This window comes from Acinetobacter sp. TG2027 (genome assembly GCF_000302435.1).
In the GTDB taxonomy this organism is placed as follows: Bacteria; Pseudomonadota; Gammaproteobacteria; order Pseudomonadales; family Moraxellaceae; genus Acinetobacter; species Acinetobacter pittii.
On record NZ_AMJN01000008.1, the window covers coordinates 176,879 to 190,035 of the forward strand.

Annotated in this window: 12 protein-coding genes; 5 read left to right on the forward strand and 7 right to left on the reverse strand. The window is 39.8% G+C overall.

What is annotated here, in order from left to right; all coding sequences use genetic code 11:
- Positions 1–3: 3 nt before the first annotated feature.
- A complete protein-coding gene (locus B806_RS19850; RefSeq protein ID WP_017402640.1) occupies positions 4–162 on the forward strand; it encodes a hypothetical protein in 159 nt (52 codons plus the stop codon).
- Between the two features lie 121 nt (positions 163–283).
- On the opposite strand, the gene omp38 is transcribed toward B806_RS19850, so the two are convergent.
- Positions 284–1,309, reverse strand: coding sequence for an outer membrane protein Omp38 (gene omp38 / locus B806_RS0103905; RefSeq protein WP_017385600.1), 1,026 nt, complete (start codon positions 1,307–1,309; stop codon positions 284–286).
- A gap of 379 nt (positions 1,310–1,688) precedes the next feature.
- On the opposite strand from omp38, the gene B806_RS0103910 reads away from it, so the two are divergent.
- The 3 genes from B806_RS0103910 (at position 1,689) to B806_RS0103920 (ending at position 4,061) form a co-directional block, all read left to right on the forward strand.
- A complete protein-coding gene (locus B806_RS0103910) occupies positions 1,689–2,204 on the forward strand; it encodes a GspH/FimT family pseudopilin (protein ID WP_017385601.1) in 516 nt (171 codons plus the stop codon).
- Between the two features lie 108 nt (positions 2,205–2,312).
- The gene (locus tag B806_RS0103915; protein ID WP_017385602.1) at positions 2,313–3,488 is read left to right on the forward strand and encodes an acetyl-CoA C-acyltransferase; all 1,176 of its coding nucleotides are present in this window, start codon (positions 2,313–2,315) and stop codon (positions 3,486–3,488) included.
- Positions 3,489–3,617: 129 nt separating this feature from the next.
- The gene (locus tag B806_RS0103920; protein ID WP_005072758.1) at positions 3,618–4,061 is read left to right on the forward strand and encodes a VOC family protein; all 444 of its coding nucleotides are present in this window, start codon (positions 3,618–3,620) and stop codon (positions 4,059–4,061) included.
- A gap of 51 nt (positions 4,062–4,112) precedes the next feature.
- Here B806_RS0103920 and B806_RS0103925 read toward each other — a convergent pair whose 3' ends face one another.
- The 6 genes from B806_RS0103925 to B806_RS0103950 all read right to left on the reverse strand — a co-directional run bounded on the left by B806_RS0103925 (position 4,113) and on the right by B806_RS0103950 (position 11,922).
- On the reverse strand, positions 4,113–4,466 hold the full coding sequence (locus B806_RS0103925) for an SMR family transporter (RefSeq protein WP_017385603.1): 354 nt from the start codon (positions 4,464–4,466) through the stop codon (positions 4,113–4,115).
- Between the two features lie 81 nt (positions 4,467–4,547).
- On the reverse strand, positions 4,548–5,033 hold the full coding sequence (locus tag B806_RS0103930; protein ID WP_017385604.1) for a DUF934 domain-containing protein: 486 nt from the start codon (positions 5,031–5,033) through the stop codon (positions 4,548–4,550).
- On the reverse strand, positions 5,026–6,669 hold the full coding sequence (locus tag B806_RS0103935) for a nitrite/sulfite reductase (RefSeq protein ID WP_005064287.1): 1,644 nt from the start codon (positions 6,667–6,669) through the stop codon (positions 5,026–5,028). The genes B806_RS0103930 and B806_RS0103935 overlap by 8 nt, the downstream gene beginning before the upstream one ends.
- A 166-nt stretch (positions 6,670–6,835) precedes the next feature.
- Complete coding sequence (locus B806_RS0103940; RefSeq protein ID WP_017385605.1) at positions 6,836–9,241, reverse strand: glucose/quinate/shikimate family membrane-bound PQQ-dependent dehydrogenase; 2,406 nt, start codon at positions 9,239–9,241, stop codon at positions 6,836–6,838.
- A gap of 174 nt (positions 9,242–9,415) precedes the next feature.
- Complete coding sequence (locus tag B806_RS0103945; protein ID WP_078210305.1) at positions 9,416–10,648, reverse strand: carbohydrate porin; 1,233 nt, start codon at positions 10,646–10,648, stop codon at positions 9,416–9,418.
- Positions 10,649–10,803: 155 nt separating this feature from the next.
- Positions 10,804–11,922 (reverse strand): CoA transferase, encoded by a 1,119-nt coding sequence (locus B806_RS0103950; protein WP_002116185.1) that lies wholly within the window; start codon positions 11,920–11,922, stop codon positions 10,804–10,806.
- Positions 11,923–12,132: 210 nt separating this feature from the next.
- Between B806_RS0103950 and B806_RS0103955 the strand changes: the two genes are divergently transcribed.
- Complete coding sequence (locus B806_RS0103955) at positions 12,133–13,143, forward strand: AraC family transcriptional regulator (protein WP_002116561.1); 1,011 nt, start codon at positions 12,133–12,135, stop codon at positions 13,141–13,143.
- Positions 13,144–13,157: the final 14 nt, after the last annotated feature.

Here is a 13,157-nt window from a genome sequence, read left to right on the forward strand (position 1 = left end):
AGCATGAAAATTAAAGAAATGCCAAAGATCAAAGTCCGTAATCAAGTAGCTCTATCCCCTTTACTTCACAAAGGTGGTATGCACGAAACGGAAAAACCTCGTGCTCAACATCGCAGAGATAGACAAGACACTAAACAGCAATTGAGAAAAGGTAATTGGTAACTAATTTAAACCAAGATCGAAAGCCATTATTAAGGAGACACAGAAATGACTAAATATTTTAAAAATCGCCATAAAAAAAGCGACTCTTACGAGTCGCTTTTTTACTGTTCAAGAACTCAAATTATTGAGCTTGTTGACCAGGTTGAACTACCACAGTACGGCTACCAGTGATTGTCGCGAATACACGACGGTTCATAGCACGACCTTCTTTAGTCTTGTTGTCAGCAATCGGTTGATCCCAAGCGAAACCTTGAGTAGACAAACGAGATGCATCAACGTTGTATTCGTTTACAAGAGCTGATTTAACAGAGTTAGCACGAGCTAAAGATAAACGTTCGTTCAACTTACGTGGACCAGTGTTATCTGTGTGACCTTCGATACGTGCAGTAGCGTTAGGGTATTCAGTTAACTTCTCAGCAACTTTAGCGATTTCTGGCTTGTATTGGTCTTTGATGTTTGATTTGTTAGTATCAAAGAACACACGAAGTTCCATGTTAAGGTCTTCAGTTAACTCTTGTGGTTGTGGAGCAACTGGAGTTGGTTCAACTGGAGCAACTTCTACTACAGGAGCAGCAGGCTTCAAGTGACCACCAAGAACTACGTTTAAACCAGCAAGAGCTGTATAACGCCAGTATTTTTCGTCAAAATCATAAGTACCACGAGCTTCTGTACGAAGTGATAGTGCGTCGTTCAAACGGTAGAAAGCACCAACACCGGCATTACCGATAGTGTCTTTCTTGTCTTCATAGATACCATCAAACTCAGTTTTAGTTTGACCTGCACCTAATAATACATACGGCTTGAATTTGCTGTCGTAGTTCTTAGTGATTAAGTCTGAAGTTGCGTAGAAGTTACCAGCAATAGTTTTTTGCTTATATTCAGAACCAGCTACGCCAGTACCTTCAAGATCGCCTTTAACTTGGTTATATTCAGCTTCAAAACCTAACCAAGGAGTTAACTCAACACCTAGTGCAGCACCAACGAATAAATCATCTTGTAATTCAGCATGACTTGTTAATTTATCGTTGTTGTGGTCACTATCCTGCCAAGTATAACCTACTAGTAAAGGAGTAACAGTTACGCCCGCATTAGCAGCAGCTAATGGAGCAGCGACAAGCATAGCAAGTGCAATACGACTCAATTTCATGGATATCCTCCAGAGATAACAATTGTTGTTCAAGCTCAGCCTAAATTTATTGGCCCCTGAGATATTTTCACCCCAGTATTATTTTTAAGCTATTCACATTTGAATCATACAAACACTTGATAGACTTTCCAAGTGCTTGATAATTTTAATCAAGTAAATTATTGACAAAATTACTTACAATTTCCGTTGTAATTCGGTAATTTTTCACTCAACTAGCAAATATGGACAACTTCTTTCTTTCGCTTACGGTGATTTTACCAGTATTCTAGCATCCTGATAACCTTTATTTAATTTTGTGTTTCCTCACTATAAAAATCATTATAAATCATTGATAGAAAGCATAAAATCAAAATATTTCTTTATATATTAAGGAATTTTAATGTTTAAATCTCCCGGTTTCACGTTGTTGGAACTCACTATAACGCTCGCAATTCTTATGATTATGGCCACTATAGCGCTTCCTTTATATCATCAATTTATGGCTTCTGTAGAATTAAAAAATTCGTCTCGACTACTCACAATTCATATACAAAAAGCCAAATACGACGCAATTCTACGACATAAGAGTGTCGTACTTTGCCCAAGTGTTGATTTGTCTACATGTAATAGTAACTGGGATACAAGTCTTATAAGCTTTGTAGACACGAATCAGAATCTACAAAGAGAAAACAATGAAGAAGTATTAACCAATGTTGAACTTGCTCATCGCTACGGTTCTTTAAAATTTCAAAAGTTTGGAAAAAAACTAAATAGTATTGTATTTCAGGGCGACACAGGACTCCCACGCGAATCTAACGGCACTTTTACTTACTGTTCTTATAACCAGCTTAAAAACTTTAAATTAATTCTCAGCAAAATGGGACACACCCGTTTAGAAGACCTTAAAAATTGTTAGAACTCTACAGTCTAATGCAGAAGATATCTCTCTTTGATTTTTGCAATATACTGCCTAGGTTTTAAACATTTCTTATTTTGAGATTAAGAACAATCGGAGATTACAACAATGACTGACATCGTAATTGTAAATGGTGCTCGTACTGCCATGGGTGGTTTTCAAGGATCACTATCAGTACTTACAGCGCCTGAATTAGGTGCTGTAACGATTAAAGAAGCAATCGCACGAGCAGGTTTACAGCCTACTGATGTCGAAGAAGTCATTATGGGTTGTGTACTGCCTGCTGGCCTAAAGCAAGGTCCAGCACGTCAAGCGATGCGTAAAGCTGGCTTACCAGACTCTACAGGTGCAGTAACGATTAACAAGCTTTGTGGTTCTGGCATGAAAGCTGTTATGCAAGCCGCTGATATGATTAAAGCAGGTAGTGCTGAAGTTGTTGTTGCTGGCGGTATGGAGTCTATGACAAATGCACCTTATGTTTTACCAAAAGCACGAGCTGGCTATCGCATGGGCCATGGTGAAATTAAAGATCATATGTTCTTTGATGGGCTTGAAGATGCTGAAACTGGGCGTTTAATGGGTTCATTTGCTCAAGATATGGCCAATACTCGTGGCTATACACGTGAGCAAATGGATGACTTTGCGATTCGCTCTTTGAAACGTGCTCAAACAGCAATTACTGAAGGTTATTTCAAAGACGAAATCGTTCCAGTTACTGTACCTAGTCGTAAAGGTGATGTCGTTGTTGATCAGGATGAACAACCTTTAAATGCCAAGATTGACAAGATTCCTTCACTCAAACCAGCTTTTGCAAAAGACGGTACGATTACCGCCGCAAATGCAAGTTCTATTTCGGATGGTGCGTCTGCATTAGTATTAACTTCAAGTGAAGTTGCAGCACAGCGCGGTTTACAACCGCTTGCAAAAATTATCGCGACAGCGTCAAACTCTCAGCATCCTTCAGAATTTACGATCGCTCCAGTTGGTGCTATTGAAAAAGTTCTTAAAAAAGCGGGATGGAATGCGCAAGACGTCGATCTTTGGGAAATTAACGAAGCGTTTGCTATGGTTACCATGTGCCCAATTGATGATTTCAAACTTGATGCAGAGAAAGTAAATATCAATGGTGGTGCTTGTGCACTAGGTCACCCTGTAGGTTCTACGGGTTCTCGTATTATTCTTACCCTTATTCATGCACTCAAACGTACTGGCGGTAAAAAAGGTATTGCTGCACTCTGTATTGGTGGTGGTGAGGCAACAGCAGTTGCAATTGAACTCATTTAATCCAAATTCATTATTTTAAAATCCCACTTCGGTGGGATTTTTTATGAAAAAACTACAAAAAATGACCCACAAAATCACTTTTAAGTTTTAACTTATTCCTTTAAACGAAAACAACAATGGACAATAACAATGCAACTCAATCACTATCTCAATTTCCAAGGTCAAGCAGAACAAGCCTTTAACTTTTATAAATCAGTATTTGGCGGTGAATTCGGTATGTTAAGCCGTTATGGTGATATGCCAGCGCCTGAAGGTGTGACGTTATCGGAAGCCGACAAAAATCTGGTTCTACATGTTTCTTTACCGATTAATGAGTACACTGTGCTTATGGCCTCAGATACAAATGATCAGTTTTGTGCCCCTAACAGCGTTTTTACCCAAGGAAATAATCACTACATCTCGATCAACCTTGAAAAAGATGAGCAAGAAAAAGCAAAACAACTTTTTGATGCTTTATCTGTTAATGGTCAAATTGAAATGCCTTTAGAAAAAACGTTCTGGGGCGCATTGTACGGCGCTTTTACCGATCAGTTCGGTATAAAGTGGATGGTTAACTGCCAGCTCGATACCTAATATTTTCAATATTTAGCCCTTATAGAGATACTTAATATTTCTATAAGGGCTTTAAACATCGATATTGGAATATTGTGCAATAATCATTAAACCTACAGTAATAAAACCAATTCCCACCCATCCTGCCACATCAATATTCTGACCAAGAAAAATCTTTGCCAAAAAAGCTGTTGCTAATACACCTATCCCAGACCAAAGCACATATAAGATTCCAGCTTGCATATATTTCAAAGCAATAGCAGCGCATGCAAAAGAAATAATATACAAAACCAGAGCAATACCCTGAGCTGTTTTATTGACTAAGCCATTCCCCTTAGCAGAATAAAATGTTGAGAGTACATCTGTCGCAATAGCAAAAAGTAGCCACCAAGCACCAGGATTTATTTTTGAAATTAAACCAAACATTGTTGTTCTTCAGTTGAGTCATTTAAAAATTATTCATAAAAAAAGCTGAACCTGAGTTCAGCCTTTATATTTAAAAACTATTTAAGCGCCAGTTTGATAACTTGCTTGCGGTACGGCTGTTGAGGCTTGGTATGGGTTGGTAAAGTCTTGCAAACCAGCTGCCGCTTCTTGCACATCTTTACCTTCTTTAATCACAAAACTATCAAAACCTGAACGTTTTAAATAGTTTAAGACATCCTTAAACACATCACCAGTTGCACGCAACTCACCTTGAAAACCTTGACGACGTAGTAGTGCAGCGAATGAATAACCACGACCATCACCAAAACCCGCAAACTCAATGAAGATTGCATCAAGTTCATTTAATGGAAATGTGTGCTCTTCAGGTGAATCATTTACAGTCACATACAAAGCTTTTTTGCCTTGAACGTTAGCTAATTGATCGAGTTGAGCTGTTGTTACAACAACATCACCTTGGGGAATAACACCATCTTCAGCAATGATTTGATAAGTATTATCTGTAATCGTGCCATCTTTATAAAGCACTGGTAGAGCTGTATTAAGCATATGCACGCTCCTTAAATGGTTGAATTCCTACACGGCGATATGTATCAACAAAACGCTCACCTTCAGTACGTAGATCAAGATAAGTATTCAATACTTCTTCAATGACATCTGGCACTGCATCTGCTGCAAATGATGGGCCTAAGATGTCACCGATTGATGCATCATGGTCTGAATTACCACCTAATGTAATTTGATAGAACTCAGCGCCTTTCTTATCTACACCTAAAATACCGATGTTACCTACGTGGTGGTGACCACAAGCATTCATACAACCAGAAATATTTAGATCTAAATGACCAAGATCATAAACTTTGTCTAAGTCATCAAAACGACGTGTAATCGCTTCAGCAATTGGAATTGATTTCGCATTTGCAAGTGAACAGAAATCACCGCCTGGGCAACTAATGATATCGGTAATAAAGCCGATATGTGCACGCGCCATATTTTGTTGTTCAAGCGCTTGCCATACATCAAACAAATCTTTTTGAGGTACATCTGCCAAAGCAATGTTTTGTTCGTGAGTCGTGCGAAGTTCACCGAAAGTGTATTTATCAGCAAGGTCTGCAATAAAATTCATTTCTTCAGTAGTCATATCACCTGGTGCAATACCTGCGCGTTTTAGAGAAATCGTAACAATACGATAGCCCTTCACTTTATGCGCATGCGTGTTGATATTGAACCACTGTTTGAATTTTGGATGCTCAGCAAACAATGCTGTGAAGTCTTCATCTGCCAAATCTTGGTAAGCAAATGGAGTGAACTCTTCATCCAGTTTTTTCAAGATTTCTGGCTGAATCTTTAATGCTTCACGTGTATGTTCAAATTCAGCTTCAACTTTTTGTGCAAACACTTCAGGAGTTAATGCCTTAACTAGAATTTTGATACGCGCTTTATATTTGTTATCACGACGACCATGCAAGTTATAAACACGTAAAACCGCTTCTAAATAAGCAATTAAATCTTCACGTGGTAAAAACTCACGAATCACACTACCGATGATTGGGGTACGGCCTAAACCACCACCAGCCATAATTTTATAGCCGATCTCGCCTGCTTCATTACGCACGATATAAACACCAATATCGTGGAATGCAGTTGCCGCACGATCTTTTTCTTCAAGTGCAGAAACAGCAATTTTGAACTTACGTGGCAAGAATGCAAATTCTGGGTGGAATGTACTCCACTGACGAATCAACTCACATGTTGGACGTGGGTCTGCAATTTCACCAGCAACCACACCTGCATATTGGTCAGTTGTCGTGTTACGAATACAGTTACCACTGGTTTGAATGGCATGCATTTGTACAGTTGCAAGTTCAGCCAAAATATCTGGCACATCTTCAAGCGCAGGCCAGTTCAACTGGATGTTCTGACGTGTAGATACATGTGCATAACCACGGTCATAAGCAGTTGAAACTTCAGCAACTTTACGTAATTGTTTAGAATTCATTAAGCCATACGGCACAGCTATACGCAGCATAGGCGCATAACGTTGCACATATAAACCATTTTGCAAACGTAATGGACGATATTCGTCTTCAGAAAGTTTGCCAGCTAAATAGCGTTCTGTTTGATCACGGAACTGAGCAACTCGTTCATTAACCAGCTGCTGGTCGAAATCGGTATATAAATACATGGCGTATGGCTAGTAGATTCATTATTAAGGCGGATAGCATAGCGAGCTTTTATTCATCAATAAAATGCTTTTTTTGCATATTTAATAACGGTTTTATTGATAAGCTTTAATATAAATCGACATAAAAAAAGCCCGGATAAATCCAGGCCCTTTCTATAAAAGCTTTTTATTTGTTATCTGGTAAGGCATAAGCCACTAAATAGTCGCCCATTTTCGTACCAAATGAACCATGACCACCAGCCATGATCACAACATATTGCTTACCATTGATTTCATAAGTCATTGGTGTTGCTTGTCCACCTGCTGGTAAACGCGCTTCCCAAAGTTTCTTACCGTTAGTAACGTTAAACGCACGTAAGTAGTTATCTTGAGTTGCACCAACAAACATGACATTACCGGCAGTAGAAATTGAACCACCTAAACCAGGCACACCAATTTTCACAGCTGGTAACTGGAACAAGTTCGGCAAGCTGTCACGAATTGTACCAATACGTTTTTTCCATACCACTTCATGAGTTTTCAAATCAACGCCAGCTACATAGCCCCAAGCCGGTTGTTTACAAGGTAAACCAAGCGGAGATAAGAATGCGCTAATTTCAACACCATACGGTACGCCGTACATCGGTTGTACGCCCTGCTCAGTTCCCGCACCTTTTGCAGTTTGTGCACGGTTTGGATCAGCAGGAATTAAACGACTGACGAATGGCAGACCAATCGGGTTCATTACAGCAACCTGACGATCAGGGTTAACTGACATACCGCCCCATTCAAACACACCTAAGTTACCAGGGAAAACTAAAGTACCGTTTTCAGATGGTGGCGTATAAATACCATCGTAATTTAGACGTTTGAAAGATACACGACACATGAGCTGATCAAGCATAGTGGCACCCCACATGTCTTTATCAGTCAATTTATCTTGTGGCGCCAAGTTCAAGTCAGAGAATGGCTGAGTTTTTGAATAGAACTCACCTTTAGTTTGTGGTCCACGTTTAACTGTTTGTGGAACTGGTTTCTCAGTTACAGGGACAATCGGTTGACCATTACGGCGATCAAGCACAAAGGCATTACCTGTTTTCGTCAATACATAGATTGCAGGAACAGTTTGGCCAGCTTTGTTTTTGATATCAGCTAAAGATGGTTGAGATGGTACGTCCATATCCCATAAATCGTGATGGGTTGTCTGGAAGTTCCACACTAATTTACCAGTAGAAGCATTAATCGCTAACATTGAGTTTGCATAACGCTCTTTCAGCTCGGTACGGTCACCACCCCAGATATCTGGTGTACCTACACCTGTTGGTACATAAACGATATCAAGTTTGGCATCGTATGCTAAAGGTGCCCACGCATTTGGTGAGTTGTGAACAAAAGTAGTACCTTCGCCCGGCATTGCATTTGGATCTGCTGCGCCAGTATCAAATACCCAAAGAAGTTTACCAGTGTTAACGTCGTATCCACGAATGACACCAGATGGCTCTTTATTGGAGTAGTTATCTGTTACAGAACCAGCAATCACAACAGTTGAACCAGTCACGATACCAGGAGATGTTGGGTTGTAACCGCCTGGATAAGCATATGGCATAAACTCTTGTAAGTTCACTTGACCATTTTGACCAAAGTCAGTACATGCTTTACCAGTGTCAGCATTTACAGCCACTAAACGGCCATCGTTGACTGGTACAAATACCTTACGTGGACATTGTGTAGAGCTAGATTTCTTGCTTTGAAGACTCGTTGCAAACTCAGTTGTATTGTTTGCATCGTAGTACATCACACCACGACAAGTTAAATGCTGGAACGATTTATCCGTTTTAAGTTTCGGATCGAAACGCCATTTTTCTTTACCTGTAGCAGGATCAATCGCAATTAACTGCTGGTGAGCTGTACAGATAAACATGTTATTACCGATTTTAATCGGTGTAACCTGATTGGTCGTTTCGCCAGAGTCGTTATCTGTCTTAAGATCGCCAGTACGTAAAGTCCAAGCAACTTTCAAGTCTTTTACGTTTTGATCATTGATCTGTTTCAATGGAGAATAACGCACGCCTGCTTGAGTACGACCATAAGCTGGCCAATCGCTTTCAGCAACACCAGGCACGGCTTGAGCTGTTTCTGGTTGAGGTGTTTTGATTTCACCATTAATTTCTTGCGGATCATTGAAGATAGAATAAACCATCAACACGATTGCAATTGCTAAAGTTGAAGATAAGGCAATCTTACTTGATCCAAGGTTGTTGATTCCACGAGTTACAGCCGGAACCAATAACCATAAACCAAGAATACCTAAAATATCTAAACGTGGTGCAAGCGCCCAAAAGTCTGTTCCAACTTCCCAGACACTCCAGATAATAGTTCCTAGCATTAATGCAGCATAAACCCACAAAGCAGTAGAAGCACGCTTGTAGAGTTGCCATGCAACAATGAGGAGTAATACTCCAGCTATAATGTAGTAAATTGAACCGCCTAGTGTAGCGAGCCAAATACCTCCAATTAACAGGAATAACGCCAGTAACCCAATAATAATTACGGTAAAAGTCGTTAAACCTGATCTTGAAGTAGGTTGATTCATAAACCACCTCTTATCAATCATCATTTTTATAGGAAAGATGTGCCAAGAACCTTATAGAAAAATGGCATCACCAATACATCTAAAACAAATTCAGGCATCAAGAAAAAACGGAAGGTCAGGTTAATTCAATCAATGATTTAGCCCTCGACAATCCGTTTTTCGGAGTAATTACGCTTAGAATGCAGTTGAGAATTTAATACCGCCAACCCAAGTGTTATCACCATTTTTTAATGCACCAACATGACGAACATATTGCACATTTGGACGAATAGTTAACCAGTTAGTGGCATGAATACCGTAGTAAAGCTCGGTATTGTATTCAGTGTCATATTCTTTAGTTTGAACATCGTTCCAATCATCATTGATATGGATACGAGCCACACCGAGTGCCAACTCATCTTGAGGACGTTGATTGAGCAAACCTTTATAGACCAAGCCTACATTTTGCATGTTATCAATTTTGTTGGTATCAGAGTCGTGGAAAGTCAGGTTCACAAAACCTGTCAAACCGCGATCTGTTTGATCAGCAGGCTGGAATAATTTTTGTTTTGCAGTTACCCACACCCCTTGTTTATGAGATGTTTGAGCCTTATTCGTAATTTCTTCAGCGTCAGCAGTGCTGTAGTAATAACCTAAACGGTATTCACCAGCCATACTTTGAGCGCCTAATTTAGGTGACCAAACTACTTCGGCAGGAATAATTGCACCGTGAGAACCATCAGTACTTAAGTTAAAACCTTTACCTCGGTCCAGATTTTCCGGGTTGTATTCATATACACCAACTTGCGTATATAAATCAGGTTGCAAGTTATATTTAACACGCATTGCCCATTGGCTTACTGGCCAGTTATACCACTGATCGCCCACCCAGTTACCGACTTGCGAACCACAAAGCGCTAAATTCTGGAAATCACAGTCAAAACTATTAAAGTCTTCACCTTCACCAAAACGACCGACTTTCACATCTAACTTCTGATCAAGGAATTTCTTCTTGATCCACAAATCTGTTAAACGCCAAGTTTGCTCACGCCCCCACACTTCTTGCACCGAGCTTAAGTGCCCTGCTAAAGCTGGTGAATGTTCAGAAAGCGACTGCCCATCACGATATGTTAATGTGATTTGAGCTTCCGTATCTTGCCAACCTAAAATTTTATTTAGGTCAAAATGAGTTCCTAGTGCAAGTTGCCCCGTATAAGCACTACCATGCGTAGACGTATTTTTTGAATCTAAAATACCGGCATATTCGCCGGTATATCCAAAAGAAAAATCATAACCTTGTGCTTGTAACGCTGTGCGTTGACCGTTCCAATCACCCAACATCCAAGGACTATTTGGGTCGAATGCAGCAGCAGCTTGTGCATGCTGTATAAAAAGAGTAATTGATAAAACGGATAAACAGGAAGCCATCAAGGATTTATGTGTTTTCATGTTTACATACCTTTTATGTCTTTGTTTATAAAGGGTACGCTAATTTTATGTAAAGAAATTATTCAAAATGTTAATCGATTGATTAATCTAATAATAATCTTAATACACATTGTATGAAAAATGGCCCCAGCTCTTTACCACTGCCCTTCACCAAGTTTTTGACCTATAAAGGAATATCTCATTTTCGATCTTGAAAACTTAATTGGACAAGCCAATTGTGGTTCTGTATCCGCTGTATTATTTTGCAAAGGTACATCCACAATCCATCCACGTTCTTGTGCTAAAGGCGAGTTTAAGGACTCAGTTAGGCTTAAAACAGGTTCTACACACACATCAAGATTTGCAAAAATTTCATGCCATTCTTTAAATGATTTCGTTTTAATTTTCTCTTGAATGGCTTGTTTAACTTCCTGTCGGTCTTCGACATCTAAGGAAGCGCCTTTTTGTAATAGTAAAGGCAAATCAAGCGCCACTGATAAACCAGACATAAATTGTGGCTCAAGACTACCTATTGAAAGATAACGACCATCTTGAGTCATATAATAGTCATAAAAAATACCGCCATTGAGCATGCCATGCTCTGGTGCTTGTTCAACTTGTGCCGCAAGTGTAGCGGATGCGGCCATACTGTTTAGGCTAGCAACACAATCGGTCATGGAAATATCAATATATTGTCCCATTCCACTACGTCCACGTTCGACAACCGCAGCTAAAATTGCAATGACAGCATGAAGTGAACCACCTGCAATGTCTGCAACTTGAATACCGAGTGGTGGCGGACCACTGTCTTGTCGGCCGCTATATCCAGCAATACCTGCTAAAGCTAAATAGTTAATGTCATGCCCAGCTCTGTCTTTATAACTTCCTGTTTGTCCATAACCTGTAATTGAACAATAAATGAGACGTGGGTTAATTTCGGCAAGTGTCGCGTAGTCTAGTCCGAGACGACGCATCACATCAGGTCGGAACTGCTCTATGACAATATCAAACTCAGAAATTTTGGCTTTAATCAGATCAATACTCGCTTTATCTTTTAAATCCAGAACAATCGACTGTTTATTTCGGTTTAGATAGCTATGTGCTGTTGCTTGACCATTTGCATATGGTGGCATGATTCGGATTAAATCAGGACGTGATGGAGATTCGATATGGATGACTTCTGCTCCCATATCGGCCAAATACATTGTGGCAAAAGGTCCAGGTAAGAGCGTCGAGAAATCGAGAACTTTAAGTCCATTTAATGCTGTCGTCATCGTATTTTTAACCACTATTATTCGAATTTTCTTTTATATTAGTTAAGCAAATATACTAAAACAATGTCATGTTCAGCCATTTACCTTGATCATTTCGGCAATTTAACATGTAAAAAGTGCTTTTACTCTGTTGTAAATCGCCAATTTATTTTTTTAGACGGTCATTTAGGTCAATTTAAAGTGAACATCAAAGAGACTGAAGGATTCAATATGAGTCGCGATACGATTAGCATCCACTTCGTGAATGCGGCTTTGACAGGCGTAAAACGCCTTGGCATGGATGTTGAAATGCTCCTTTCACATGTGGGTATTGAAGCGGAATTATTACGTCAACCTAAAGCTCGAATCTCACCAGAACAATACACTCGTTTTATAAAAATGTTGTGGATGGTCACACAGGATGAACACGTTGGATTTGACGTACAACCACGTCGTCTGGGCACTTTTGCCATTATGTGTCAGTTGATTATTCACGCAAAAACATTGGGCCAAGCCCTTGAACTTTCATCTCAATTCTACAAATTATTTGGCGATGAATGGTCTGTAACTCTAGAGCGTGACAAACATGAAGCACGCCTAGTTCCCCTCATTCCAAAAACTTTAGATCCAGACCATTTCATTACTGAAAGTATGCTCATGATTTGGCACGGTCTAGCATCATGGTTGATTGAACGCCGCTTGCCATTAGAACGTGTTCATTTTAGCTATCCACGTCCTGCACATGCAGATGAATATGATGCATTATTTTTTGCACCAGTTATGCAGTTTGATGCACCACGTACTGAAATTACCTTTGCAGCTGATTATCTTGATTTGCCAATCCGCCAAGATGAGAAAACGCTAGAAGAATTCTTAAAAGCAGCTCCTGCTCAGCTTTTAGTAAAATTCAAAAACACCAACTCGCTAACTTCTCGTATTCGTGAAGTACTTAAAAGCCAAATTGGTGAAGAAATGCCAACGCTTAATGACGTTGCATCAATGTTGTATTTATCTCCGCAAACTTTACGCCGCCGCTTGGCTGCCGAAGGTAAAAGCTACCAAGGTGTAAAAGATGCCCTACGCCGAGATGCTGCGATTCACTTGTTACTTAACCCAGAATTAACACTTGAAGACGTTGCTCAACAAGTTGGTTTTAGTGAAACCAGTACGTTCCACCGCGCATTTAAAAAGTGGACGGGTGTAACTCCTGGCCTATATCGCCAGCTACATGGTTATCACTAACTCTTAAATCTCTT

Bases quoted from the DNA above. Each gene is read 5' to 3' on its own strand.
- B806_RS0103910 (WP_017385601.1), top strand. From the start codon at position 1,689: ATGTTTAAATCTCCCGGTTTCACGTTGTTGGAACTCACTATAACGCTC.
- B806_RS0103935 (WP_005064287.1), bottom strand. From the start codon at position 6,669: ATGTATTTATATACCGATTTCGACCAGCAGCTGGTTAATGAACGAGTT.
- B806_RS0103950 (WP_002116185.1), bottom strand. From the start codon at position 11,922: ATGACGACAGCATTAAATGGACTTAAAGTTCTCGATTTCTCGACGCTC.
- B806_RS0103940 (WP_017385605.1), bottom strand. From the start codon at position 9,241: ATGAATCAACCTACTTCAAGATCAGGTTTAACGACTTTTACCGTAATT.
- B806_RS0103955 (WP_002116561.1), top strand. From the start codon at position 12,133: ATGAGTCGCGATACGATTAGCATCCACTTCGTGAATGCGGCTTTGACA.
- B806_RS0103925 (WP_017385603.1), bottom strand. From the start codon at position 4,466: ATGTTTGGTTTAATTTCAAAAATAAATCCTGGTGCTTGGTGGCTACTT.
- B806_RS0103930 (WP_017385604.1), bottom strand. From the start codon at position 5,033: ATGCTTAATACAGCTCTACCAGTGCTTTATAAAGATGGCACGATTACA.
- B806_RS0103920 (WP_005072758.1), top strand. From the start codon at position 3,618: ATGCAACTCAATCACTATCTCAATTTCCAAGGTCAAGCAGAACAAGCC.
- B806_RS19850 (WP_017402640.1), top strand. From the start codon at position 4: ATGAAAATTAAAGAAATGCCAAAGATCAAAGTCCGTAATCAAGTAGCT.
- omp38 (WP_017385600.1), bottom strand. From the start codon at position 1,309: ATGAAATTGAGTCGTATTGCACTTGCTATGCTTGTCGCTGCTCCATTA.
- B806_RS0103915 (WP_017385602.1), top strand. From the start codon at position 2,313: ATGACTGACATCGTAATTGTAAATGGTGCTCGTACTGCCATGGGTGGT.
- B806_RS0103945 (WP_078210305.1), bottom strand. From the start codon at position 10,648: ATGGCTTCCTGTTTATCCGTTTTATCAATTACTCTTTTTATACAGCAT.